Source organism: Streptomyces sp. SDr-06, assembly GCF_003324565.1.
Classification (GTDB): Bacteria; Actinomycetota; Actinomycetes; order Streptomycetales; family Streptomycetaceae; genus Streptomyces.
This window is the reverse complement of sequence record NZ_QOLA01000017.1, coordinates 48,996-73,856: the sequence shown is the minus strand read 5'-3', so window position 1 is coordinate 73,856 and position 24,861 is coordinate 48,996. Positions and strand designations below refer to the sequence as shown.

Genomic DNA, 24,861 nt, shown 5'->3' with positions numbered 1-24,861 from the left:
CGACCTCGTCAGCCCGCTGCCGCGTACGCCTCGTCTCCGAAGGAATGCCGGTAGTCGTACTCCGACTCCTCCTCCGCGCACACGGGCAGGATTCCCGTGCTGCGCTCATATTCGGTGCGCGCTGTTTCCAGAAGGCGGTGCCAGGAGGTGACGGTGGGGCGCCTGCGCAGGAGTGCGCGCCGCTCCCGTTCCGTCATTCCGCCCCACACGCCGAACTCGACGCGATTGTCGAGCGCATCGGCCAGGCACTCGGTCCGCACCGGGCAACCGGTGCACACCGCCTTGGCCCTGTTCTGCGCTGCACCCTGTACAAACAGTTCGTCCGGATCGGTAGTGCGGCAGGCTGCCTGCGCACTCCAGTCGGTTACCCAGCCCATGCCGGCGCCGTCCTCTCCCGAATCGAGGCTCCCCCACGGCGGCAGCGGCATATTCACCGCTGCCAGTTGAGGACGTTACGGAAGGTGGGCACAGCGCAACACCCCCGTCGGGCCCAATCTTGAATGGTCCGAACGGACTATGCGTACGCGGCAGATCACCCAACGGAGTGAGCCGAGGACATGCGTGATGAATCCGGAATAACGGGACGAATCAGCTGAGTCACAACGGACGCCGGACGACGCATGAGGCGCAATCGGACACCAACCGGGTTGATTCCCGCCGGATTCGGGGACGGCGGAACACTCCCGCGCAGGGCCGGGGGCTTGAAACGGAACCGCACTGCTGTGACAGTTGAGAGCAGCTTAGGCCAGAGCCTTCACCTGTGTCCGGCGATTGAGAACGTAGGCTGCCCCCATGGCAAAGAAGCGATCGGGCGGAGGCCTGACCGGGACCCAGCAGGCGGCCAAGTTCCTCGGCGTGAGTGCGTTGGCGGGGGCCGTGCTCGCGGGGATCGCCCTTCCGGCGGCCGGCGCGCTGGGGCTCGCGGCCAAGGGCACGGTTGAGGGGTTCGACGAGATCCCGGCCAATCTGAAGACGCCGCCGCTGAGCCAGCGCACGACGATCCTGGACAGCAAGGGCGGCACGATCGCCCAGGTCTACTCCCGCGACCGCACCGTCGTATCGCTCGCGGACATCTCCCCGTACATGCAGAAGGCGATCGTCGCGATCGAGGACTCGCGCTTCTACGAGCACGGCGCGATCGACCTCAAGGGCGTCCTGCGCGCCATGAACAAGAACGCGACGAGCGGCGGCGTGGCCCAGGGCGCGTCCACGCTCACCCAGCAGTACGTGAAGAACGTCTTCGTCGAGGAGGCCGGTGACGACCCCGACAAGGTCGCCGAGGCCACCCAGCAGACGATCGGCCGCAAGGTCAAGGAGCTGAAGTACGCGATCCAGGTCGAGGAGGAGCTCGGCAAGAAGAAGATCCTGGAGAACTACCTCAACATCACGTTCTTCGGGCAGCAGGCGTACGGCATCGAGGCCGCCGCCAAGCGCTACTTCTCCAAGTCGGCCAAGGACCTCACCCTGGACGAGTCGGCGATGCTCGCCGGAATCGTGCAGTCGCCCAGCCGGTACGACCCGGTCAACGACGCGCAGGAGGCCAAGAAGCGCCGCAACACGGTGCTCCAGCGCATGGTCGACATGAAGGACGTCTCGCAGGCCGAGGCCGACAGGGCCAAGGAAGCGCCGATCAAGCTGAACGTGAGCAAGCCGAAGAACGGCTGCATCACCGCCGTCGACGGCGCGGGCTTCTTCTGCGACTACGTACGCGAGGTGTTCCTCTCCGACCCGGTCTTCGGCAAGACCAAGGAGGAGCGGGCCAAGCTCTGGAACCAGGGCGGGCTCACCGTCCAGACCACGCTCGACCCGCAGGCGCAGAAGTCGACCCAGGAGTCGATCAAGAACCACGTCTACCAGAAGGACAGCGTGGCCACGGCGGTCACCCTGGTCCAGCCCGGCAGCGGCAAGGTCCTCGCGATGGGCCAGTCCAAGCCGTACGGCTTCGGGGACAACGAGACGCAGATCAACTTCTCGGTCAACCGCCAGATGGGCGGCTCCAATTACGGCTTCCCGGTCGGCTCGACCTTCAAGCCGTTCCTGGCCGCGGCCGCGATCGAGGGTGGCAAGCCGCCGACGCAGCAGTACCCCTCCCCGTACGAGATGGACTATCCGGCGTCCGTCCAGACCTGCACCGGCAAGCCGTGGGTCAACGACGGCAAGCCCAACCCGTACCACCTGGAGAACGAGAACGAGTCCGAGGTCGGGCCGTTCTCGCTGAAGGACGCGATGGCCAAGTCGGTCAACACGTACTTCGTGCAGATGCTCGGCGACATCGGCATGTGCCCGGTCTCGCAGATGACCGACAAGCTGCACGTGCTCCAGGGCAACGGCGAGAAGCTGCCGATGGTGCCCTCCGCACTGACCCTCGGCTCCACGGGCATGTCGCCGCTGACGATGGCCTCGGCGTACGCGGCCTTCGCCAACCGGGGCACGTACTGCACGCCGATCGCCATCGAGTCGATCAAGAAGGCGGACGGCAGGTCGCTGCCGGTGCCCAAGTCGTCCTGCTCGCAGGCGATGTCGCAGAACACCGCGGACAGCATCAACAGCCTGCTGCGCGGCGTGGTCGACTCCGGTACCGGTCAGGAGGCCGGGCTCAAGGACCGGGACAACGCGGGCAAGACGGGTACCACCGACGCCCGCAAGAACGCCTGGTTCGTCGGCTACACCTCGAACCTGTCCGCCGCCGTCTGGGTCGGCAGCCCGTCCCAGCGCGTCGAGATGAACAACATCACCATCGGCGGCCAGACCTACGACCAGGTGTACGGCGGCCAGGTCCCCGGCCCCATCTGGCGCGACGCGATGACGGGCGCGCTCCAGGGCCAGAGTTCGGCGCCGTTCGCCGGTACCAACATCCCCGACACCGGCCAGAAGCCGGCCGGCGACCCGGCGACCGGCTCGCCGGGCAACAACAACGACAAGAGCAAGAACAAGGGCAAGCACAAGCCGAAGCCGGGCGGCGACAACAAGCCCCCGAACCAGGGCGGCCAGCCGTTCCCCGGCATCTCCTTCCCGCCGGGCGTGATCGGCGGCGACACGGGCGGCTGGCCGCAGTAGCGCCCAGGCGGCCGCGTTACGCACAGGACGTTGCGTACGGGACGCTACGTAAGACGTTGCGTACAGGACGTTGCACATATGAAGGGGCGCCCCGGGATGCACTTCCCGGGGCGCCCCTTTCACGTGCTTCACGTGCTTCACGTGCTTCAGCGCGGCCGTGCTGTGGAGCGTAGGCCCCTGCGAGATGGTGTCGGCTCCTGCGAGGAGGCGTCGCCCGGAGAGTGAGGCCTCCCCGGGCCTTGGGGCCTCAGCCCACCAGGAGCTTCTTCACGGCGGCGGCGACGCGGCCGCCGTCGGCGAGGCCCGCCACCTTCGGGTTCACGATCTTCATGACGGCGCCCATGGCGCGCGGCCCCTCGGCACCGGCCGCCTTCGCCTCCTCGACGGCGGCGGCGACGATCGCGCCGAGCTCGTCGTCGGAGAGCTGCTTGGGCAGGTACGCGTCGAGGATCTCGCCCTCGGCCAGCTCGCGCGCGGCGGACTCGGCGCGGCCGCCCTTCTCGAAGGCCTCGGCCGCCTCGCGGCGCTTCTTGGCCTCCTTGGCGATCACCTTGAGGACCTCGTCGTCGGAGAGCTCACGCGCGGCCGTACCGGCGACCTCTTCCTTGGCGACGGCGGTGAGGGTCAGCCGGAGCGTGGACGAGCGCAGCTCGTCGCGCGCCTTCATGGCGGTGGTGAGGTCGTCCTTGAGTCGGGCCTTGAGCGTGGTCATGACCCCAGTGTGTCAGGTGCCCCGCCGTACCCGCCCGCCGATTTCTGCCACCGTCGGCGTCTGCGACGATGGACTTATGCGCGCGCGATACGGAATTCCCTTGGGTGTCACGGCGGTCGGGGCCGCCGGTCTCGCCTACGCGGCCGGGTTCGAGGCCAGATCGTTCCGGCTGCGGCGGGTGACGGTGCCCGTGCTGCCTCCCGGGGTCCGCCCGCTGCGCGTGCTCCAGGTCTCGGACATCCACATGGTGAGCGGCCAGCGCAAGAAGCGGGCGTGGCTCCAATCGCTGGCGGGCTTGCGCCCCGACTTCGTGGTGAACACGGGCGACAACCTGTCCGACCCGGAGGGCGTCCCAGAGGTGCTCGACGCGCTGGGGCCGCTGATGGAGTTCCCCGGGGTGTACGTCTTCGGCTCCAACGACTACTACGGCCCGAAGCTGCGCAATCCCGCCCGGTACCTGTTCGAGAAGGCCCAGGGCCGCCACGGCCTCAACGGGAACGCGCCGGCCGTCGGGGTCATCCACAACCCGTGGGAGGACCTGCGGGACGCGTTCGACACGGCGGGCTGGGTGAATCTGAGCAACACCCGGGGCCGCCTCAAGCTCGAAGGCCTTGAGCTGGCCTTCACCGGCCTGGACGACCCGCACATCAAGCGCGACCGGTACGCGCAAGTGGCGGGCGGCCCGGAGGCGGACGCCGACGTGTCGATCGCGGTGGTGCACGCCCCGTACCTGCGCACGCTGGAGGCCTTCACGGCGGACGGCTATCCGCTGATCCTGGCCGGACACACCCACGGCGGCCAGCTGTGCATCCCCTTCTACGGAGCCCTGGTCACCAATTGCGACCTGGACACGGACCGTGTGAAGGGCCTGTCCACCCACTCCGCCGAGGGCCGCCGCGCCTACCTCCACGTCTCAGCGGGCTGCGGCGCCAACCGCTACACACCCTTCCGCTTCGCCTGCCCCCCGGAGGCAACGCTCCTGACGCTGGTGGAGCGGAGGGGCTGAGCCGCTCGGCCCCGGGGCTCGCGGCACGACCGAGAGAACTCACCCTGGGGACGGCAGTGGCCAGCGGCGCTGAGAGGTCTCGGCCCTCCGCAACGAGCAGCGCGAGGGCCAACGCCCCCGGGCCCTGCGGCGACAAGGGGAACCCCCTACCGTGAAGTGATGCGGTACGACCAGATTTCCCCCCGTCTGTCCGACGTCCCGGCCTCCGTCGTCCTGCCTCCCGCGCCCCGCCGCCCGTACGCCGCCGCCTTCCGGGCGCTGATCTGCGCGGCGGCAGTCGCGGGGATCGTGATCGACCTGGCCGTGGGCAGCCCGGGCCGCGTCCTGAGCTACTTCACGATCCAGTCGAACGTGCTGATCGCGATCGCCTTCGGCTGGTCGGCGGTACGCGCCGTCAGGGGTGGCCCACCGCTCCCCGCCCGCGTCACCGGCGGCGCACTCCTCTACATCGCGATCACCGGCCTGGTGTACCACCTGATCCTGGCGAACAGCGCGAGCGGGTTCTCGATGACCGACGACCAGACGGTGACCGTCACCGGCTGGCGCACGGTGTCGAACCAGCTCCTGCACACCGTCACACCGCTCGGCGCGGCCCTGGACTGGCTGCTCCTGACCCGCCCCGGCGGCCTGCGCCCGCGCCACGCGGCCCAATGGCTCCTGTACCCCCTGGCGTACTTCGCGTTCGCCCTGACCAGGGGCGCCCTGCTGCACCCCGGCAGCCCGGCCCGCTACCCGTACCCCTTCCTGGACGTCGACCAGCACGGCTACGCGGGCGTCCTGGGCAACGCGGTCGTCCTCGGCCTGGCCTTCTACGCGCTGGCCCTGGCGATCGTGGGCCTGGACCGCGTCCTCCCCTACCTGCGCGGCCCCGAAAACCGGATTTCGTCTCCGGCCGCCAGTGGGCTAAAGTAAACGACGTCGCCGCGACAAGCGGAGACAATCGGGGTGTAGCGCAGCTTGGCAGCGCGCTTCGTTCGGGACGAAGAGGTCGTGGGTTCAAATCCCGCCACCCCGACAGCCGAAACAGCAGGTGAGGGCGTCTACAGGAAACCGTAGGCGCCCTCACCTGTTTCTGCGTGCGCGCCAGTCCGTGCGGCGCACGCCGCCGAGGCGGCAGCGTGCGCGAACCACTTGGGTGAAGAAGGGCTGCCCACTCCGTTGAGGGGCGAGGTGCCCGAGCCCCGGATCGCGATCCAACCCCCGGCTCCCAGCATGGCGGAAGCGCTCGCGGGTGGGCCCGCGCCCCACGGGCGCATCCGGACCCTCGACCGTTTGGTTCGGCGCCAGTCCCTCCCCTGTTGGGACCGGTGCCGAACCATACGGTCGGTGTCGATCCGTGTCCGTGGGGCACGGATCGAGGTGCGGCCGGGGTCGTGCGGCGGCCGTCCGGAGGGGGACGGGCGCACGGTTGCTCGGCCTCGTGCGGCGAGAAGTCGCCACCGCCTCGCGGCTCCTCGGAAGCCTTGCGAGAACATGCGGCATCATGAGCTGTCTCGTCGAGCGCTGAGCCGGCCGCCCCTGCGGGCGGCACCCCGGTTGATGCGCTGTTACGTCGCGATCCTGTCATCAGTCGCCCCCGCCGTAGAGGCTCCGGCACCGGGTCCACGGCTTAACCGCAGGTCAGCCCAGTAGAGCGAGTTTTCCGGTCCGGACGTCCAGGCGGAGGTGAAGTAGGGGGTGGAGACCTTGAGTCACGACTCAGGGGCACGCACGGCCTTCGCGGAACGGCTCGCGTTGCTCTACAAGGAGGCCGGCGATCCTCCCCTCAAGCGCGTCGCCGAGGCCGTCGTCCGGCTCCAGCGGGTCGACGAACGGGGGCGGCCCGTGCGGGTGTCCGCTCAGCGGATCAGCGACTGGCGGCGGGCGAAGAACGTGCCCGCCCAGTTCGCCGCCCTCGCGGTGGTGCTGCACATCCTGATACCCGAGGCGCGGCGCGCCCGCCCCGCGCCCGTGTCGGCGGGACTGTACGACCTGGCCCAGTGGCAGCGCCTGTGGGAGCGTGCCGTCGCCGATCCGGTCGGCGACCGCCCCGCGCCGTCCGGGGAGGACAAGGACCATGCCCCGGCCGAGGCCCCGGCGGTCCCCAGCGGCGTGTGTCCGTACCGGGGGCTGGCTTCGTACCGCGAGCAGGACGCCCGGTGGTTCTTCGGGCGGGAGCGGAGCACCAAGGCCCTGGTGGCTCAGCTGCGCGCGGTGGAGAAGACCGGTGGCCTGGTCATGCTCGTGGGCGCCTCGGGGGCCGGAAAGTCCTCCCTGCTGAACGCGGGCCTGGTGCCCACGCTGCAGAACGGCGCGCTGGACGAGGACGGGCGGGCCCGCAAGGCGCTCCAGCTCGTGCCGGGCGTCGACCCCCTCGCGGAGCTCACCCGTCAGATCCCCGAACTCGCCCCCGTCGTCTCCGCCGCGGCGGACCCGGCCGCAAACGAGCCCGGCACCGTCGTCTCCCTCACGGCGGACCCGGCCGCGAAGGAGCCCGGCACCGCGCGTTTCGGGCACGCGGTGCGGGAGGCCGTCTCGGCGTGGGCGCGGCGCGAACCGGCCTCGTCCGCCCCTCCGGTCGTCATCGTGGACCAGTTTGAGGAAACGTTCACCCTCTGCTCGGACGAGGCGAACAAGCGCACCTTCATCCAGGTGCTCCACGCCGCGTGCACGCCCGCCGGCCCGGACGAGGCCGCCCCGGTGCTCGTGGTCCTCGGCGTACGCGCCGATTTCTACGAGCAGTGCCTCGCCCACCCGGAACTGGCCGACGCCTTGCAGCACCGGCACATGGTGCTCGGCCCGCTGACGGCCGCCGAGCTGCGCGAGGCGGTGACCGGCCCCGCCAAGGCGGTGGGCATGGAACTGGAACCCGGCCTCACCGAGCTGATCGTCCGGGAGGTGAGCGCCGACGGCCCCCGGGGCGCGCAGAACGCCGGGGCGCTGCCGCTCCTCTCCCACGCCCTGCTCGCCACCTGGCAGCGGCGCAAGGCGGGAAAGCTGACGCTGGCCGGCTACCGCGCGGCCGGCGGAATCCAGGGAGCGGTGGCCGCGACCGCCGAGCGGGCCTGGTCGAGTCTCGACCCGGCGGCGCGCACGGCCGCGCGGCTGCTCCTGCTCCGGCTGGTCAGGCTGGGTGAGGACACCCAGGCCACCCGCCGGCGCGGGACGCGTCGCCAGCTGTCGGAGGAGTCGGCGGATTCCGACAAGACGGAGGAATCGCTCGAAGCCCTCGTTCGCGCCCGCCTGGTGACGCTCGACGCGGAGAGCGTGGAGATCACCCATGAGGCGCTGCTCCACGCCTGGCCGAGGCTGCGCGACTGGATCGATGAGGACCGGGCCGGCAACCTGCTGCGCCAGCGCCTGGAGGAGGACGGCAGGACCTGGGAGGAGTCGAACCGCGACGCGTCCCTGCTCTACCGGGGCTCGCGCCTCGAACAGGCCGATTCCTGGGCGAAGTCCGCCGGTGACACCTTCCTGGCCCGGGCCGCGGTGGAGTTCCTGGCCTCTTCGGTCAAGCTGCGCAGGCGCACCGTATGGCTCCGCCGCAGCGCGATCTCGGCACTGGTCGTCCTCGCGCTGCTGGCCGTCGGTGCGGCGGTCGTCGCCTGGCAGCAACGGGACGACGCCGTGTTCGAGCAGGTGGTCGCCGAATCCGACCGCGTCCAGCACTCCGATCCGTCGCTGTCCGCCCAGCTCGCCCTGGCGGCACACCGCCTGCGGCCGGACGACGAGGGCGTGAACAACCGGCTGATCTCGATCGTGAACGCTCCGCTGGCCACGCCGCTCATCGGCCACACCGGCGCCGTCTACCTCACGTCGTTCAGCCCGAACGGACGGGTCCTGGCCACCGCCAGCTACGACCGGACCGTCCGGCTGTGGGACGTGGCGGACCCGGCCCGCCCCCGGCAGCTCGGCAACCCTCTGACCGGCCACACGAGTTGGGTGAGCAGCGCGGTCTTCAGCCCCGACGGCACCACCCTGGCCAGCGCCTCGGACGACGGCACGATCCGCCTGTGGGACGTACGCGACCCCGGCCGGCCGCGGCCGCTGGGCCCACCCCTGTCCGGCCACGACGGCACGATCTACCTGCTCGCCTTCAGCCCTGACGGACACACCCTGGCCAGCGCCACCGAGGATCACACCGTTCACCTGTGGAACGTGGCCGACCCGGGCCGCCCGGAGGCCCACGGCGTCCTGACGGGCCACATCTCCGCCGTACGCTCCGTGGCGTTCAGCCCGGACGGAAGGACGCTGGCGGCGGGGGCCGACGACGGCTCGATCAGGATGTGGGACATGGCCGACGCGAACCGGCCCGTGCCGATCGGCACGGTGCTGACCGGCCACACGGCCACGGTGCACTCGGTGGCCTTCAGCCCCGACGGCCGCACCCTCGCCAGCGGCAGCTCGGACGACACCATCCGCCTCTGGAACGTCGCCGACCCCGGGCACGCGGCGGCGATCGGCTCGCCGCTCACCGGGCACACCGGACCCATCTGGTCCGTGGCCTTCAACCCCGCCGGGACCATGCTCGGCGCCAGCAGCGCGGACAGTACCGCGAGCCTGTGGAACGTCAGCGATCCGGCCTACCCCTCCCAGGTCGGCGAGCCGCTGGCGGGGAGCAGCGGCGAGATGTACGCCCTGTCCTTCAGCCCGGACGGCCGCACCCTCGCCACCGGGAGCGGTGACAGCAAGGTCCGCCTGTGGTCGATTCCGACGTCGGACATGATCGGCCGGGTCGGGGTGTTCCGCCCGGACGGGCGCGTACTCGCCACGGCGGCGCGGGACGACCGGGTGCGGCTGTGGAACGTGGAGGCCCCGGAGCGGCCGGTGTCGTTGGGCAAGCCCTTCACGCCCGGGGACGGCGAGGCGCGTTCGCTCGTGTTCTCGCCCGACGGCCACACGCTGGCGGTACTGATGGGAAACCACTCCGTACGGCTGTGGAACGTCACCGACCCGACCAGGCCCAGCCCCTACGGGCCGCCCGTCGAGCTGATGACGCGGTTCTCGGGTCCCGACGCGCTGGCCTTCAGCCCCGACGGGCGCACGCTTGCGACCGCCTATGACGACCGCACCATCCAGCTGTGGGACGTCAGCGACCCGTCGCACCATCGCGCGCTCGGCACCCCGCTCACCGGACACAAGGGCTACGTCAACTCCCTCGTCTTCAGCCCGGACGGGCGGACTCTGGCCAGCGGCAGCGCGGACGACTCCATCCGCCTGTGGTACGTGGCCGATCCACGTCACGCCGTCCAGTTGGGTGCGCCGCTCACCGGGCACCTCGGACCGGTCAACGCGCTCGCCTACAGCCCGGACGGAAAGACCCTGGCCAGCGGCAGCGACGACGACACCGTCCGGCTCTGGGACATCGCCCACCCCGCGAAGGCGACCCGTCTGGGCGCCCCGCTCAGCGGCCACACGGAAGCGGTCGTGTCCCTGACGTTCAGCCAGGACGGCCGCACCCTGGCCAGCGGGGGCAACGACAACACGGTCCGGCTCTGGGCCATCGCCCATCCGTCCATGGCCTCGCCGATCGGGCAATCGATGAGCCCCAACGCCAAGACAGGCAATTTTCTGTCATTCAGTCCTAAAACCCACATGCTCGGGGTGTCGAGCGGCAGCGATACCGTCCGGCTGTGGAACTTGGACGCGGGCGAGGCCATCAGCCGTATTTGCTCCACCACACGGGGTGTCCTGACCCCGGAAAAATGGCAGGAAAATCTTCCCCGCCTCTCGTACGCGCCTCCTTGCGGGCACTAACACGCACTGTGATCCCGATCACAAATCGCCGTTACGGTCGAGCAGTCGATTCCCACCCCGCAAGCAGCGTTGCTAGTCTTGGGGGCAGCCCGATCGCTGGTGCATCCCCCGTCGCCAGCGATCGGGCACTTTCATGCCCCGAGGGCGTCAGGAAGCGTCCGTCAGACCTCTGACGTGCCAGGACCCCGCGTCCGGCGGCCGCGGTGAACCCGTCCGCCGTGCCCCGTCCAATAGGCGCGGCGCTTTCCGATACGGCGGATAACGGGCCCGCATTACGGCAATGACCCCACGCAATGCCCGCCGCATATCGCTCATCCGGGCCCGGCTCCACTTGTCATCGACCCGGGCTCGATTACCGCTGGAGGCAACCGGCGGGAAACCCTCCGGAATTACCGCCGCCGTCCCGTGATCCCGTACGAGGCCGCTCATCGAGGCTTCTTGAGGAGTCGTAAGCTGAGGCGCGTCGGACGACGGATCGGTGAGCACCCATGGAAGCGACGGCGCCGCTCCTGCCCCGTCGAGCGGGCCCCGCCGAAGCCCTCCGACCTCCACGGACAACCCCGTCACCACGCACTTGGAAAGGTGGTGAGCCGTGAGCCGGCGCATCATCATCGTCACGGCCGTTCACGCCCCGTCGGCGCGCTTCCTGCCCGACGCCTACACGTCGCTCCGCGAGCAGCGGCTTCCCGAGGGGTGGGAGTGGCGCTGGCTCATCCAGGAGGACGGCACGGGCGACGAGGTCGCGCCGTACGTCCCCGACGACGAGCGGATCTCGTTCCGGCAGGGGCGGCGCGGCGGCCCCGGGGTCGCCCGCACCATCGCCCTCGCGCGCGCCGACGGCGCGTACGTGAAGGTCCTGGACGCCGACGACCGGCTCGCCCCCGGCGCCCTGGCACGCGACCTCGCCGCGCTCGAAGGCGACCCGGCCCTGGGGTGGGCGACCTCCCGCGTGCTCGATCTCCTCCCCGACGGTACGACGGCCGGGTTCCCCGGCGACCCCGACCACGGCCCGATCGAGCGCGGGGCGGTGCTCGACCACTGGGCGGCACACGACTACCGGGCCCCGGTGCACCCGGCCTCCCTGTTCGTTCGCCGTGACCTCCTGGTCGCGCTCGGCGGATGGATGGCGCTTCCGGCATCCGAGGACACGGGCCTCCTGCTCGCGCTCAACTCGGTGGCGCGCGGCTGGTTCTCGTCCGAGGTCGGGCTCTTCTACCGCAAGTGGGAGGGGCAGGTCACCGGCCAGGCCGCGCACACCGACACCGCCGAACGCGACGCCCGCATGGCCGTCGTGGAGGCCCGGGCGCGCGCGCTCGCGGGCTTCCGGTGGCGCTACCCGGTCGACGGCGAGTAGGACACACGGCAGCGAGCAGCCGTCCTCAGCCCTGCGAGGACCCGGGGAGAGCGGTCAACTGCTCGGCGTCCACCCGCGAGAAGACCAGCTCCGTCTCCCCCTCGACCGGCCCCCGGTGGCGGACCGGTGCCACCGGGTGCCGCATCGCGCGCGGGTAGCTCGCCGGGGAGTAGTCGGTGGGCAGCCGGTAGCGGTGGAAGCCGTGCCTGCTCATGGTCTCCAGCAACTCCTCGACCGAGTCGCCCAGTTGGGCCATGCGGTCCGGGGTGACCTCCACGGCGATCTCCACGTCCGGCCGCAGCCGGCCGAGCACGGGGGCGAGCCCTCGTACGACTCCGCCCTCGGCACCTTCCACATCGATCTTGATGACACGGGTCCGGGCCACCTCGTCCGGCTGGAGGATGTCGGCCAGCGCGAGCGCCTCCATGTCGAAGGCGGACTCCGCCGGACCGTCGTACGGCACGATCGAGTTGGCGCCCGTGTTGTGGGAGCTGGCGAGCACGAACGTCAGCGTCCTGCGCTCGTCCGACACGGCGGCGTTGACCGCGCGGATGGTGTCGCACCCGTTGAGGGCGGCGTGCCGCAGCAGCCTGCGGTGGAGAGCGGGCGAGGCCTCGATCGCCACCACCTTCCCCGCGCTGCCCACGAGCCGGGCGCCGAGCACCGCGAACACCCCGATGTTGGCGCCGACGTCCACGAACACGTCACCGGGGCGCAGCCGTCCGCGAAGCCAGTGGGTCATGTGGGGCTCCCACTCCCCGAAGAGATACAGGAAGCGCTGGATCAGGTCGGTGGTGTCGACGGCGAATCGGGAGCCGGAGCGGTCCTGGACCACGCGCTGTCGGGGGTGGTCGCGCAGGCGGGAGTTCAGCAACCACTCCGCCAACGCGGCCTTGCCGAGGGTGCCCGGAGCGTGCCGGACGTATCCGCGGCCGAGGGTGACCAGGGTGTCGGTGAGGGGGATGGTCATGTGTCCGCCTTCCGTGGGGCCCGGTCACCGTAACCCCCGGCGCGGTCCCAGGACATGCCTCCCGGCCGGGAGGCACCCCTCCCCTCGCGCGGCCCGCGGCGGTCAGGCCCGGTCCTGATCGAGCGGCAGGTCCAGCATGCGAATGGCGTTCCCCCGCAGCAGCTTGTACGCCACGTCGTCGGACAGTCCCGCCATGTGCTCGGCGGCCACCTCCTTGGTGTGCGGCCAGGTCGAGTCGACGTGCGGGTAGTCCGTCTCGAAGGTCGCGTTGTTCACGCCCACGGTCTCGATGGCCTCGATGCCGTGCCGGTCGCGGAAGAAGCAGCAGAAGATCTGCCGGTAGTAGTAGGAGGACGGCGGTTCGGGGACGAGGTCCTTCACGCCGCCCCAGGCCCGGTGCTCCTCCCACACGTCGTCGGCCCGCTCCAGGGCGTACGGGATCCAGCCCATCTGCCCCTCGCTGTAGGCCAGTTTGAGGCGCGGGAACTTCACGAGCACACCGGAGAAGAGGAAGTCCATCATCGAGGCCATGGCGTTGTTGAAGCTGAGCGCCGCCTGGACCGCCGGGGGCGCGTCGGGGGACGCCGCGGGCATCTGCGACGACGAGCCGATGTGCATGTTCACCACGGTCCCCGTCTCCTCGCAGGCCGCGAAGAACGGGTCCCAGTACCCGGAGTGGATGGACGGGAGGCCGAGATAGGTCGGGATCTCGGAGAAGGTCACCGCGCGGACCCCGCGCGCGGCGTTGCGCCTGATCTCGGCGACGGCGAGCTCCACGTCCCACAGCGGGATGAGGCACAGCGGAATCAGCCGCCCCCCGCTGTCCCCGCACCACTCCTCCACCATCCAGTCGTTGTACGCGCGCACACAGGCGAGGCCGACCTCCTTGTCCTTGGCCTCGGCGAAGGTCTGCCCGCAGAAGCGCGGGAAGGTCGGGAAGCAGAGCGAGGCCTCGACGTGGTTGAGGTCCATGTCCGCAAGCCGCGCCTTGGGGTCCCAGCACCCGCGGCGCATCTGCTCGCGCGTGATGCCGTCGAGCGTCATCTCGTCCCGCGAGAAGCCGACGGCCGCGATGATGCGCTTGTACGGGAAGATCGCGCCGTCGTACTCCCACCAGTCGGTGACCTGGCCTTCCGGATCCGTCGTGAACCGGTACTTCCCCCCGACGTAGGCCAGCTCGCCGATGCCCGCGGTGAAGGGCTTCGGCCCCCGGTCCCGGTACTTGGCCGGCAGCCACCGCTCGAAGAGGTGCGCAGGCTCGATCACATGGTCGTCCACGCTGATGACCCGGGGAAGTTCCTTGGTGCCGGCTTCGTTGCTGCCCACGCGATTGCCCCCTACTGCCTGCCCGTTCCCGACCGTTTCTGACGACCCATCAGATTCAGCGTATGGGCGCGACGACCCTGACGGCAAGCGCCCCACCGAATCCCCCCACACCCCTGGCCAGTTGACGCCCGGCATGTCACTCTGCCCCGCATCGTGTGCTCTTCGGGGTGGGCCGGGGGTGGAGAGCGGCGTGTGCACGGTCGGGCCTGGTCGACGAGGAGACGGCATGAGCGAGCAGCACCACGACCAAGAAGCGGGCGCGCCCGCGCCTCAGGGGACGGCGGAGGCTCTCAGGGCGGGCCACGCGGCGCGCGCCCGGAGCGCGGCCTCCCGCGCCGCCGCGGTCCTCCGCCACATCGAAGCACCGGACGCGGAGACCCCCGACGAGTCCCAAAGGGCCGAGATCCTCTTCAAGACCACCCACGCCGCCCGCATCGCGGCCCAAGCACTCGCGGTGCTCTCCGAAGGCACCCCCAACCCCGCCGCCGACTCCCGTTGCGCGAGGAACTGCGCCGCGGCGGCCTCCCAGGCGGCCCAGATGGGCAGGCTCCACGACGGCGACACCGAGCTCTCCGCAGCCGCCTTCCAGGCCGCCGTCACAGCGGCCCAGGCCGCCGGTGCCGCCTCGGCCGCGGCGGCCCTCGGAGCGAACGAGACCCTGAACTCCCAGGCCGACACCGCCGAGAAGACCGCCGTCACAGCCGCCGAGGCAGCGGGCTGGATGCGCCCGGGAGAGCAGATCCCCCAGGTCCCGACCGGCACGCGCAGCGGCGACGTGATGGCGATGATGCACTTCTGACCCATCTTGGGTCGCGAGACGATCGCGCGGCTTGGCGCCACCAGGCACATCCGGAGCACCGAAGTACCACCACCGCCGACTTCCTGCGGAAGAAGGAAGAGGAGAGGGAGGCCCAGCGCGAGGCGCAGGCCCGGAGCACGAGCAGGCCGCGGTCCGGCGGAAGCTCGACCGGCAGCGCGATTGCATCCGGTGTGTATCGCCCAGCGCTCCGTTCGGCGTCGGGGCGGGCGGCCTGGGCGGGCTCGGCGAGGGCGTGGCCTGCGCGTTTGTTCGTCGGGGAGGGGGTGCGTGTCCGTTTCGCGGGCGGGCTCCCTGCCCGGTCTCTGTCGTATCGTTCCTTTCGACCCCTTCGAGCCGCCATCCGCGTACCAGGCGAGTCGCGTGCGGGCGGCGGGTCGACCGGACCGTCGAGCAAGGAGCCACCCCGTGTCGTCGTCGCCCACCCCGGCCCCGGCCTCTCCGCGTCCCGTACGCGTGCTGCTGGTGGAGGACGACGACCTGATGCGCCGGTCCTTCGCCACCGCCCTTGAGCGGTACGGCTACGAGGTGCGGGTCGCGGCCGACGGGCTGGCCGGTCTTGAGGCCTTCCGGGACGACGGTTTCGATCTGCTCATCCTCGACGTGATGCTGCCCGGCCTCGACGGGATCGGCCTGTGCCGCCGGGTGCGGGAGAGCAGCCTGGTGCCCGTGCTGATGATGTCGGCGCGCGGCGACGGGCTCGACGTCGTCGCCGGGCTCGAAGCCGGGGCCGACGACTACGTGGTCAAGCCCGTCGACACCTACGTCCTGGTGGCGCGGATCCGCTCGCTGCTGCGGCGGGCCACCTACGCGCCCGCCACCGCCGCGGCGGACGGGCGGACGGGCCCCGCCGAGGGGGAGCCGCTGGTCTTCGGGGACCTCAGCATCGACACCGAGGGCCTGGAGGTGTTCGTCGCGGGGAGCCCCGTCGCGCTCACCCCGACCGAGCTGAAGCTGCTGCTCGAGTTCGCCGCCCACCCCGGCGTCGTCCTGGAACGGCACACCCTGCTGCGCGACGTCTGGGAGTACGGCTGGGACGGGGACAGCCGGGTCGTGGACCTGTGTGTGCAGCGGCTGCGCCGGAAGCTGGGCCGGGACCGCATCGAGACGGTCCGCGGCTTCGGCTACAAGTTCAGGCGCTGAGACCGGTGCCCTCCCTCCCCCGGCCGCGGCCCTCCCGGGCATCCCTGCGCTGGAAGATCGCCGCCCTTGCCGCCGCCACGGCCTGTCTCGTCGCCGCCGCGGTGGGCGTCCTCGTCCACGTGTGGACCGCGACCGACATCCGCGAGCGGGCCGGGATGCGGGCCTTCAACGCCGTGTACTCGGCCATGGACGTCTACCGGCGCACCGGAGCACTCGCCGACGGCGCCGAGCTCGATCCCCCCGAGCTGCCCGACGCCCTGCGCCACCCCTCCGACGGCACCCGGCACACCGCCTACGACGGGCGCGTCGACGGCAACATCGGGCCCAGCGTCTGGGCCGCCCAGCGGACCGGCGGACCGGGCAGCCCGCTGCTGGCGGTCCGGGCCAACATGAGCTCGGAACTGCACGACCTGCGCCGGCTCGACGCGGTCATGGCGGTGGCCTCGCTCGTCGCCCTCGCCGCGGCCGCGCCGCTGGCGGTGTACGGGGCCGGGTTGCTCGGCCGTCGGCTGCGGCGGGTCTCCGAGACCGCGGGCCGGATCTCCGCGGGCGACCTCGACGCCCGGACCGGGCCCACCAAGGGCGGCGACGAGGTGGCCGACATCGCGGCCACCGTGGACCTCATGGCCGACAGCCTCGGCCGACGACTGCGCACCGAGCGGCAGTTCACCGCGGACGTCGCCCACGAACTGCGCACCCCCGTCGGCGGGTTGCTGGCCGCCGTCGACCTGCTGCCGCCGGGCGAGACCGAGGACCTGGTGCGCGGGCGGGTCCGCGATCTGCGCGCCCTGGTCGAGGACCTCCTGGAGATCTCGCGCCTCGACGCCGGCGCCGAACAGCCGGTCCGCGCCCACGTCCCGCTCGACGCCGTCGTACGCGAGGCCGTGGCACGCACCGGGTTCGACGTGGAGTTCACGAGGGCCGTGCCACGTACCGGGTTCGACGTGGAGCTCACCGAGACCGTGGCCCCTGCCCGACCCGGCGCGGAGTCCACCGAGACCGTAGCCCCTGCCCAGTCCGGCGCGGAGTCCACCGAGACCGGCCCCGCGCCCGGCACTGGGAGCAGGACCGGCACCGGCACCGGCACCGGCGCCACCGTCGAGACCGACCCGCGCCGCCTCGAACGCATCGTCGCCAACCTCGTCGTCAACGCGCACCGGCACGGAGCGGCCCCGGTCGAGGTCACCGTCGAGGGCCGCACGGTCGTCGTGCGCGACCACGGCCCCGGCTTCCCCGCCGAGCTGCTGCGCGACGGTCCGCGCCGGTTCCACACGGGTGCCCGGGAGCGCGGCTCGGGCCACGGGCTCGGGCTGACCATCGCGCTCGGCCAGGCCCGCCTCCTCGGCGCCGAGCTCCTCCTGGACAACGCCCCGGACGGCGGCGCCGTCGCCACCCTGCGACTGCCGGACTGACACCCCGGGCGCCGTCCCTACGCAACCGCTACGAACCAGCGCCCGCGCCGATACACACCGGCCCAGGCTCCGATACGTAGCCCGGACACCCTTCGAAGTGCAGCCCCGCGCACCCGAAGAGGAGTCCTCGTGACCGCCGAACCCCTTGCCCCGTACGCGCCGCATCAGATGCCCGGCATCGCGGCCGCCACCACCGACCTCTCGAAGGTGTACGGCAGTGGCGACACCCGGGTCGTCGCTCTCGACCAGGTCAGCATCGGGTTCCGGGAGGGCGAGTTCACCGCGATCATGGGGCCTTCCGGCTGCGGCAAGTCCACCCTGATGCACTGCGCCGCCGGGCTCGACACGCCCGGCTCCGGGTCCGTGCGGATCGGCACCACCGAGCTGAGCACGCTCGACGACCGGCAGCTCACCGAGTTGCGCCGGGACCGGCTCGGCTTCGTCTTCCAGGCCTTCAACCTGCTGCCGACGCTGACCGCCCTGGAGAACATCACGCTGCCCATGGACATCGCGGGCCGCGCGCCCGACCGGGACTGGCTCCACGAGGTCATCGCCATGGTGGGCCTCTCCGACCGGCTCGGCCACCGTCCGGCCCAGCTCTCCGGCGGGCAGCAGCAGCGCGTCGCCGTCGCCCGCGCGCTGGCCTCCCGGCCCTCGATCGTCTTCGCCGACGAGCCCACCGGCAACCTCGACTCCCGCGCCGGGGCCGAAGCCCTCGGCTTCCTGCGCCGCTCCGTGCGCGAGTTCGGCCAGACCGTCGTCATGGTCACCCACGACCCGGTCGCGGCGGGCTTCGCCGACCGGGTGGTCTTCCTCTCCGACGGCCGCCTCGTGGACGAGATGATCCGCCCCTCCCCGGATCGCGTCCTGGACCGGATGAAGGCCTTCGACGCGCGTGCGCACGTCAGTTGACGATGCGTCACTTCATCTTTCGCCGATTCTGTTCCGCTTCTCCGCCGCCCACCCATACACCGAAAGCCCCCCATGCTGAGAACCGCCCTGCGCAACGTCCTCGCGTACAAGGCCCGTCTGGTCATGACCGTGCTCGCGGTCTGCCTGGGGGTCGCGTTCGTCTGCGGCACCCTCGTCTTCGCCGATTCCTCCGCCGCTGCCCACCGCGCGGCCGCGTCGAAGGACTTCGCGGACATCGCGGTCACCGTGACCGCGAAGGCGCCCCCGCCCGGGGCCGCCGCGGGCCCGCGCGGTGAGGTGCTCGACGACGCGCTCGTACGGAAGCTGGCCGGGCTGCCCGGGGTCGCCTCGGTACGGCCGTCGGCCGACGGTTCGGCCACCCTGAACGCCTCCGACGGCAGCCCACTGCGGGCGGGCCGGGGGTGGGCGCACCTCGCCGCCGGGTACGTACCGGGCCAGGACGGCAGGGACGCCCGGTATCCGCTGGTCGAGGGCCGCGCTCCGGTGAACGGCGGTGAGCTCGCCGTGGACCGCGGGACCGCCGAGGCCGGGCGCCTGCGCATCGGCGACACGGTGACGCTGGCCGTCGACGGGCCCGTCATGACCAAGCGGCTGGTCGGCGTCGTCTCCACCGGGGACACCCGGGTGACCGCCGGGGGCACGCTCGCCGTGTTCGACCTGGCCACTGCGCAGAAGCTGTTCGCGTCCCCGGGTCACTACAGAGCGATCGACCTGGCGGCCGCGCCCGGCACCGCCCCGTCCGCGCTGGCCGCCGAGGTCGCCGCCGCACTCCCGGCGGACCGGGCCGAGGCCACCAGCGGCGCGGCCCAGGCCGCCCAACAGGCCACCAGCGTGGACCTGAGGACCCGGGGTTACCAGAAGATGCCGAAGATCTTCGCCGGGGTGGCGCTGTTCATCGGGTCGTTCCTCATCGTCAACACCTTCACCATGCTCGTCTCGCGGCGCACCCGTGAGATCGCGCTGCTGCGGGCGATCGGTGCCTCGCGCCGCCAGGTGGTCCGCTCGATCCTGTGGGAGGCCGTGCTGGTCGGGCTCGCCGCCTCGGCGGCCGGATTCGTGCTCGGGCTCGGCATCGCCTCCGTGCTGCCCGACCTGCTCGGCACGGCTCAAGGCCCGCTCCCCCACGGCCCGTTGGTGATCGGATCGCGTCCGGTTGTCGCGGCGCTCGGCGTCGGCGTGGGCGTCACGGTGCTCGCCGCGTGGCTGCCGTCCCGGCGGGCCGCGAGGATCGCGCCCATCGAGGCGCTGCGCTCGGCCGAGCAGCCGCCGACCGCCACCGCGTCGCGCCGCCGTGGTATCGCGGGCCTGGTCCTGCTCGTCGCGGGCGCGGGGCTGTTGGTGTCGCTGACCGGGGCGAAGGACGCCTCGGACGCGAACCTCCAGAACGCGATGGCCGGCTGCGCCCTGCTCGTCGCCGCCCTGATCGCGCTGGCGCCGCTGCTCGCCGTCCCCGTGATCCGGATCGCCGGGCGGCTGACCGGACGCTTCGGGATCACCGGGCGGCTCGCCCGCGAGAACGCGCTGCGCGACCCGCGGCGCACCGCCGCCACCGCCTCCGTGCTGATGGTCAGCACGGCGCTGGTCGCCGGGCTCGCCGTCATCGGCCACTCCAGCGGGCAGGCCCTCGACCGGCAGGCCGCGGCCGGTCTCGGCGCCGACTACGTGATCGCGAGCCGCACCCCCACGACCGCGATCGACCCGGCGGCCCAGCGCCGGGTGGCGGACCTCCCCGGGGTGCGCACCGCGTCCGCCGTCGCCGACTCCACCCTGTTCACCGGCGGCCGGGTCCGGTCCGTCTCCGGCGTCGACCCCGCCACCGTGGACACGGTCATGAAGCTCGACTTCGTCAGCGGCTCCGCCCAGGACCTCGGGCCGGGCCGGATCGCGCTCTCCAGCAGCGTGGCCCGGGAGCAGGGCATCGACACGGGCGCCGTGGTCGACGCCCGCATCGGCCCCGGCCAGGGGTTCACGCCGTACACCGTCGTCGGCGTCTACCGGGACAACCCCACCGCCCAGGACGCCCTCGGTGACCGCACCGAGGTGCAGCGCGGCAGCTTCCTGCCCGGCTCCGTGCAGCGCATCCTGGTCCGCACCGAGGGCGGCGCGGACGCGCGGGCGACCGAGGAGCGGCTGCGCGCCGCCACCGGCAACAGCCCGCTGGTGGAGGTCAAGGACCGGGCGGAGCTCGTCGACGAGGCGGCGGGCACCATGGGCGAGCTGCTGACCCTGATGTACGGGCTGCTCGCCATCGGCGGGGTGATCTCCCTGCTCGGCATCGTGAACACGCTGGCCATGTCGGTCGGCGAGCGCACCCGCGAGATCGGGATGCTGCGCGCCGTCGGCATGGGCCGGGCGGCCGTCCGGCGGATGATCCGCCTGGAGGCCGTGACCGTGGCCGCCTTCGGCACGCTCCTGGGCCTGGCGGGCGGGCTGTTCGGGGCGTGGGCGGTGGGCGCCCTGGCGAACGGCGCGATGAGCGAGTACTCCCTCGCGCCGCCCTGGGGCACCCTGCTCCTGGTGTGCCTGGTGTCCCTGGCGGTCGGCGCCCTGGCGGCGGCCCTACCGGCCCGCCGGGCCGCCGCCCTCGGCCCGCTGGAGGCGGTTGCCGAGCGGTGATCCGGCCCGCCCCACGGCTTCCCGCCCCGGCAGTGGCAGACTCGGCAGGGTCAGCCGGCGGAGGGGGAGGCCGTGGGGTCGTCGGAGTTGCTCATCGTCCTCGACCGGGACGGTGGTACGCCGTTGCAGCAGCAGGTCTGCGACCAGATCACGGCGCTGGTCCGGGCCGGGCAGCTGCGGCCGGGGGACAGCGTGCCCGCCTCCCGCGAGCTCGCCCACCAGCTCGACGTGTCCCGCACCGTGATCACCCGGGCCTACGAGCTGCTGCGCGCCAACAACGTCATCACCGCGAAACGCGGCTCCGGGACCAAGGTCGCCGAGCGGGCGGCTGCCGCCGCCCCGGCCCAACCACCTTCAGCGAAGGCCCCGTTGGCGCCCCAGCCGCCCCGAGCCACCGACGGCAGCAGCGCACTGTGGCAGCCCTGGGAGCCGCCGCCCACCCACCACCCGAGCAGCGCCCTCGACTTCCGGCACGGCACCCCGGCACTCGCCGAGTTCCCGGTGGCCCGCTGGCGCCAGTCGCTGCACGACGCCTACGGCCGCGCCGACGTCGCCTCCCTCGGCTACGGGCCCGCCGAGGGCTCGCCCACCCTGCGCACCGAGATCGCCACGCTGGTCCGCCAGAGCCGGGCCCTGGACGCCTCGCCCGACCACATCATGGTGACCAGCGGCGCCACCCAGGCCCTCGACATCCTGGTCCGCATGCTGGTCGGGCCGGGTGACGTCGTGGTGATCGAGGACCCCAGCCACACCGTGCTGCGCCAGGTCTTCGGCTGTTCGCAGGCGCACGTGGTGCCGGTCCCGGTGGACGAACAGGGGCTGCGCGTCGGCGACATCGACGCCTGCGTGCGCGCCCACGGGCACGACCCGGCGCGCGTGAAGCTCGTGTACGTGACGCCCTCGCACCAGTTCCCCACCGGGTTCATCCTGTCCGGCGCCCGGCGGCGCGGGCTGCTGCAATGGGCCTACGACCACGGGGCGATCGTCCTGGAGGACGACTACCACAACGAGTTCACCTTCACCGGCGAACGGCTGCCCGCACTGGCCGCCGAGCGGCACCGCGACACCGTCGTCTACGTGGGCAGCTTCAGCAAGACGCTCTTCCCGGCGCTGCGCATCGGCTACGCGGTCCTGCCGCCGCACCTGGTGGAGCCCTTCCTCGGCATCAAGTGGATCACCGACCGGCTCACGCCGACGGTCGCCCAGGACGCGCTCGCCGACTTCGTCGCCACCGGCGCCTACGCCCGCCACATCAGCCGCATGACACGGCTGTACCGCCAGCGCCGGAGCCGCCTCCTGGAGGCCCTGTACGAGCACTTCGGGGCCGAGGTCCGCATCTCCGGGGAGGCGGCGGGCCTGCACGTCCTGGTCACGCTGACCGGCGCGCGCGGCGTCCCGGAGGAGCGGATCGCCCGGGTCGCGGCCGGGCGGGGGGTACGGATCTACCCCGCGTCGGGCTACTTCGTCCAGGATCCGCCCGCCGAACCCACCTTCCTCATGGGCTACGCGGCCCTGCCCGCCCCGCGCATCACCCGCGGCGTCGCCCTGCTCGCCGACGCGGTGCGGGAGGCGACGGGACGGGCGGGCGACGGCGGCCCCGGGGAGGCCAACTCCCTTACGCCGAAGGCTCGGTGAAGCGCGGGCGGTGGAAGCGGGACCGCTGGTCGTGCGGGACGGTGCAGTCGAAGTGCGCCTTCGCGGTGCGGCCGTCCGCCGACAGGGTGGGCGAGTAGGCGGGGGACTGCGTCGGGTCCAGCGGGAAGCCGAGGCGGTCGGGCAGCACCGCCACGTCGCGGTCGGCCTGGAGCCGGGTGGTCATGGCCCACCACAGGTCGGCGTCCGACTCCACGTCGACGTCCTCGTCCACCGAGACCACCAGCTTGGCCATGCGGAACTCCTCCAGGACCGACTCGGCCGCCTTGCGGACCGCCTCGTCGTCCGCGGGCGAGCGCTTGGCCCGCCACTGGAGCACCACCATGAGCTGCCCGCCGCCCGCCGTGTGGCAGTGCACGGCCCGCACCGGCGCGTCCAGCTCCCGCAGCCGGGCCAGGACCGCCGACTCCATGCCGAAGCCGAGCAGCACCGACTGTTCGTGCCCGGGGCCCGAGACGGTCTGGAAGATCGCGCCTTCGCGGGCGGTGATCGCGGTGACCCGCACGCTCGGCAGCGCCGGATGCGCCCGGCCCTGGTAGCCGAGGAACTCCGGTGTGGCGTAGGGCCCTTGGGGGTTCTCGGGCGCAAGCTCGCCCAGCAGCTCGCCCTCGATCACGTACTCCGCGTGCGCGACGCACTCCGCCGCCACGGTCCGGCAGTCCGTGAGCTCCACCGGCGCCCCGGCCAGCGCGCCCGCGACCGCGAGCTCGTCCACCTCCGCCGGGACCAGGGAGGTCGGGCAGCACGAGGAGAGCAGCGCGGCCGGGCCCAGGCCGAGGTGGATCGCGACGGGCAGGTTCTCGCCCCGGCGGCGCGCCGCGAGGTGCGCGGCCTCCAGGTCGCGGCCCGGCACCATCCACAGGGAGAGCCGGTCGGGGCCCTGGACGCACATCCGGTGGACCGAGAGGTTGCGTACGCCGGTGTCGGGGTCGGTCGCCAGGACCGCGCCCAGGGTCAGGTACGGGCCCGCGTCCTGGTCGGTGAGGACCGGCACGGGCAGCGCCGTCAGGTCCGGGGCGAGGAGCGTGCGCACCGGCCCCCGGCCGCGCACCGGGGGCACCGGGGCGGCGACCGCGTCCAGGATGCGCCCCGGCAGCTCGGCCGGGGTGGTGCCGAGCAGGGCCGCCGCCCGGCGGCGGGTCCCGTACAGGCCGATCAGGACGGCCCGGGAGGCGGCGTCGCCGCCGGGCGTGACCCGCTCGAACAGCACGGCGGGACCCGGCCCGGTCGGCGGCGGGGCGGGCGTTCCGGCCCACTTCGCGTACCGGGAGGAGACCCCGAACCGGGCCGGGACCTCCTCCCGCTCCCGCACCAGCTCGCCGGGCAGGAGGTCAAGACCGGCGAGCGCGGTGCGCAGATCGGCGAACCGGCGTGTCATGCCGCGCCCTCGCGGGCGGCGTCCTGCGCTCCCTCGCCCCGGCCCGCGGCGGCCCTGCGCTCGGCCAGCCGCTCCAGCTGAAGCTCCGTCAGCTCGTGGATGAGGGTGCGGTAGACCGCCTCGGCGATGCCCGGGGGCATGCCCTCGTCGGCCGCGATGCGCCGCACCTTCTCGATGACCTGCGCCACCCGGCCGGGCGAGCGCACGGTCTCCTCGTCGTTCTTGAACTCCGTCAACTCCCGCACGACAGACGTGCGCTGGGCGAGGAGGGCGATGATCTGGCGGTCCAGCGCGTCGATGGACAGCCGCAGCTCGTCGATGCGTTCCGGCCCGGTCACGGCGCGGGCACCTCGTCGATCACGTACACCACGGTCTGCTCGCGGTCGGAGCCCTGCGAGCGGTGCCGCTCGTCGCCGGGGATGATGAAGCCCATGCCGGGGCGGCAGGGCACCGAGCGGTCGTCGAAGTGGATCGTGAACTCGCCCTGGAGGACGTAGCCCTGGTGGCCGCGCTCGCACCACTCCAACTCGTTGAATCCGGCGGGCAGTTCCATCAGGCGCACCCGCAGCCCGCCGGTGTAGGCGATCTTCACGCGGCCGTCGGCACCGGGCTTGTGCCACTTCTCCCACGGGATGGCGTCGAAGTCGATGCCGACCAGGGCGGGGGTGGTGGTGGTCATGGGCGGGGCTCTCCTCAAGTCGGTCGTTGCGAAGGGTGTGCCGGGGGAGGCCCGTGCGGGCCGCCCCCG

18 protein-coding genes and 1 tRNA gene are annotated in these 24,861 nt (G+C 72.3%); 12 read left to right on the top strand and 7 right to left on the bottom strand.

Translation table 11 applies throughout. From position 1 onward, the window contains the following. Positions 1–8: 8 nt before the first annotated feature. Complete coding sequence (locus DT019_RS28120) at positions 9–377, bottom strand: WhiB family transcriptional regulator (protein WP_189390014.1); 369 nt, start codon at positions 375–377, stop codon at positions 9–11. 415 nt (positions 378–792) lie between these two features. Here DT019_RS28120 and DT019_RS28110 point away from each other — a divergent pair, with 415 nt between their 5' ends. Continuing rightward, positions 793–3,057, top strand: a complete 2,265-nt coding sequence (locus tag DT019_RS28110; protein ID WP_114039735.1) for a transglycosylase domain-containing protein — start codon at positions 793–795, stop codon at positions 3,055–3,057. A gap of 247 nt (positions 3,058–3,304) precedes the next feature. Here the strand turns inward: DT019_RS28110 and DT019_RS28105 are convergent, their stop codons facing one another. Next, positions 3,305–3,769 carry a GatB/YqeY domain-containing protein gene (locus tag DT019_RS28105; protein ID WP_114039734.1) on the bottom strand — a complete coding sequence of 155 codons (465 nt, stop codon included), beginning with the start codon at positions 3,767–3,769 and terminating at the stop codon, positions 3,305–3,307. 76 nt (positions 3,770–3,845) lie between these two features. Between DT019_RS28105 and DT019_RS28100 the strand changes: the two genes are divergently transcribed. From DT019_RS28100 to DT019_RS28080, 5 genes are all read left to right on the top strand, one after another. Next, on the top strand, positions 3,846–4,775 hold the full coding sequence (locus DT019_RS28100) for a metallophosphoesterase (RefSeq protein ID WP_114039733.1): 930 nt from the start codon (positions 3,846–3,848) through the stop codon (positions 4,773–4,775). Positions 4,776–4,934: 159 nt separating this feature from the next. Beyond that, the gene (locus DT019_RS28095) at positions 4,935–5,687 is read left to right on the top strand and encodes a Pr6Pr family membrane protein (protein ID WP_114039732.1); all 753 of its coding nucleotides are present in this window, start codon (positions 4,935–4,937) and stop codon (positions 5,685–5,687) included. A gap of 29 nt (positions 5,688–5,716) precedes the next feature. Beyond that, positions 5,717–5,790 (top strand) — tRNA-Pro (locus DT019_RS28090). A gap of 662 nt (positions 5,791–6,452) precedes the next feature. Continuing rightward, entirely contained in the window at positions 6,453–10,511 is a 4,059-nt protein-coding gene (locus tag DT019_RS28085; RefSeq protein WP_114039731.1) for an AAA family ATPase, read from the top strand. Between the two features lie 592 nt (positions 10,512–11,103). Then, positions 11,104–11,865, top strand: a complete 762-nt coding sequence (locus DT019_RS28080) for a glycosyltransferase family 2 protein (protein ID WP_114039730.1) — start codon at positions 11,104–11,106, stop codon at positions 11,863–11,865. Positions 11,866–11,890: 25 nt separating this feature from the next. Here the strand turns inward: DT019_RS28080 and DT019_RS28075 are convergent, their stop codons facing one another. After that, complete coding sequence (locus tag DT019_RS28075; protein ID WP_114039729.1) at positions 11,891–12,835, bottom strand: FkbM family methyltransferase; 945 nt, start codon at positions 12,833–12,835, stop codon at positions 11,891–11,893. A gap of 102 nt (positions 12,836–12,937) precedes the next feature. Continuing rightward, a complete protein-coding gene (locus tag DT019_RS28070; RefSeq protein WP_114039728.1) occupies positions 12,938–14,161 on the bottom strand; it encodes an amidohydrolase family protein in 1,224 nt (407 codons plus the stop codon). Positions 14,162–14,387: 226 nt separating this feature from the next. Between DT019_RS28070 and DT019_RS28065 the strand changes: the two genes are divergently transcribed. The 6 genes from DT019_RS28065 (at position 14,388) to DT019_RS28040 (ending at position 22,717) form a co-directional block, all read left to right on the top strand. Continuing rightward, positions 14,388–14,960: a hypothetical protein gene (locus tag DT019_RS28065; protein ID WP_114039727.1), complete on the top strand. Its 573-nt coding sequence runs from the start codon at positions 14,388–14,390 to the stop codon at positions 14,958–14,960. 426 nt (positions 14,961–15,386) lie between these two features. Then, entirely contained in the window at positions 15,387–16,121 is a 735-nt protein-coding gene (gene cseB, locus DT019_RS28060) for a two-component system response regulator CseB (RefSeq protein WP_223279804.1), read from the top strand. A 5-nt stretch (positions 16,122–16,126) separates the two neighbouring features. Beyond that, positions 16,127–17,533, top strand: coding sequence for a sensor histidine kinase (locus DT019_RS28055; RefSeq protein ID WP_114039726.1), 1,407 nt, complete (start codon positions 16,127–16,129; stop codon positions 17,531–17,533). Positions 17,534–17,701: 168 nt separating this feature from the next. Further along, positions 17,702–18,445, top strand: coding sequence for an ABC transporter ATP-binding protein (locus tag DT019_RS28050; RefSeq protein ID WP_114039828.1), 744 nt, complete (start codon positions 17,702–17,704; stop codon positions 18,443–18,445). A 72-nt stretch (positions 18,446–18,517) separates the two neighbouring features. Continuing rightward, the gene (locus DT019_RS28045; RefSeq protein WP_114039725.1) at positions 18,518–21,082 is read left to right on the top strand and encodes an ABC transporter permease; all 2,565 of its coding nucleotides are present in this window, start codon (positions 18,518–18,520) and stop codon (positions 21,080–21,082) included. A gap of 72 nt (positions 21,083–21,154) precedes the next feature. Further along, positions 21,155–22,717 (top strand): PLP-dependent aminotransferase family protein, encoded by a 1,563-nt coding sequence (locus DT019_RS28040; protein WP_114039724.1) that lies wholly within the window; start codon positions 21,155–21,157, stop codon positions 22,715–22,717. On the opposite strand, the gene DT019_RS28035 is transcribed toward DT019_RS28040, so the two are convergent. From DT019_RS28035 to DT019_RS28025, 3 genes are read right to left on the bottom strand one after another with little or no spacing between them, the layout of a single operon-like run. Next, positions 22,698–24,113 (bottom strand): UbiD family decarboxylase, encoded by a 1,416-nt coding sequence (locus DT019_RS28035; RefSeq protein WP_114039723.1) that lies wholly within the window; start codon positions 24,111–24,113, stop codon positions 22,698–22,700. The genes DT019_RS28040 and DT019_RS28035 overlap by 20 nt on opposite strands. Next, on the bottom strand, positions 24,110–24,451 hold the full coding sequence (locus DT019_RS28030; protein WP_114039722.1) for a chorismate mutase: 342 nt from the start codon (positions 24,449–24,451) through the stop codon (positions 24,110–24,112). The genes DT019_RS28035 and DT019_RS28030 overlap by 4 nt, the downstream gene beginning before the upstream one ends. Next, complete coding sequence (locus DT019_RS28025; RefSeq protein ID WP_114039721.1) at positions 24,448–24,792, bottom strand: AraC family ligand binding domain-containing protein; 345 nt, start codon at positions 24,790–24,792, stop codon at positions 24,448–24,450. Before DT019_RS28025 ends, DT019_RS28030 begins: the two co-directional genes overlap by 4 nt. Positions 24,793–24,861: the final 69 nt, after the last annotated feature.

Coding starts and splice junctions, on each gene's coding strand:
- DT019_RS28120 (WP_189390014.1), bottom strand. CDS start 377: ATGGGCTGGGTAACCGACTGGAGTGCGCAGGCAGCCTGCCGCACTACC.
- DT019_RS28095 (WP_114039732.1), top strand. CDS start 4,935: ATGCGGTACGACCAGATTTCCCCCCGTCTGTCCGACGTCCCGGCCTCC.
- DT019_RS28025 (WP_114039721.1), bottom strand. CDS start 24,792: ATGACCACCACCACCCCCGCCCTGGTCGGCATCGACTTCGACGCCATC.
- DT019_RS28045 (WP_114039725.1), top strand. CDS start 18,518: ATGCTGAGAACCGCCCTGCGCAACGTCCTCGCGTACAAGGCCCGTCTG.
- DT019_RS28105 (WP_114039734.1), bottom strand. CDS start 3,769: ATGACCACGCTCAAGGCCCGACTCAAGGACGACCTCACCACCGCCATG.
- DT019_RS28050 (WP_114039828.1), top strand. CDS start 17,702: ATGCCCGGCATCGCGGCCGCCACCACCGACCTCTCGAAGGTGTACGGC.
- DT019_RS28035 (WP_114039723.1), bottom strand. CDS start 24,113: ATGACACGCCGGTTCGCCGATCTGCGCACCGCGCTCGCCGGTCTTGAC.
- DT019_RS28100 (WP_114039733.1), top strand. CDS start 3,846: ATGCGCGCGCGATACGGAATTCCCTTGGGTGTCACGGCGGTCGGGGCC.
- DT019_RS28110 (WP_114039735.1), top strand. CDS start 793: ATGGCAAAGAAGCGATCGGGCGGAGGCCTGACCGGGACCCAGCAGGCG.
- DT019_RS28065 (WP_114039727.1), top strand. CDS start 14,388: ATGAGCGAGCAGCACCACGACCAAGAAGCGGGCGCGCCCGCGCCTCAG.
- DT019_RS28075 (WP_114039729.1), bottom strand. CDS start 12,835: ATGACCATCCCCCTCACCGACACCCTGGTCACCCTCGGCCGCGGATAC.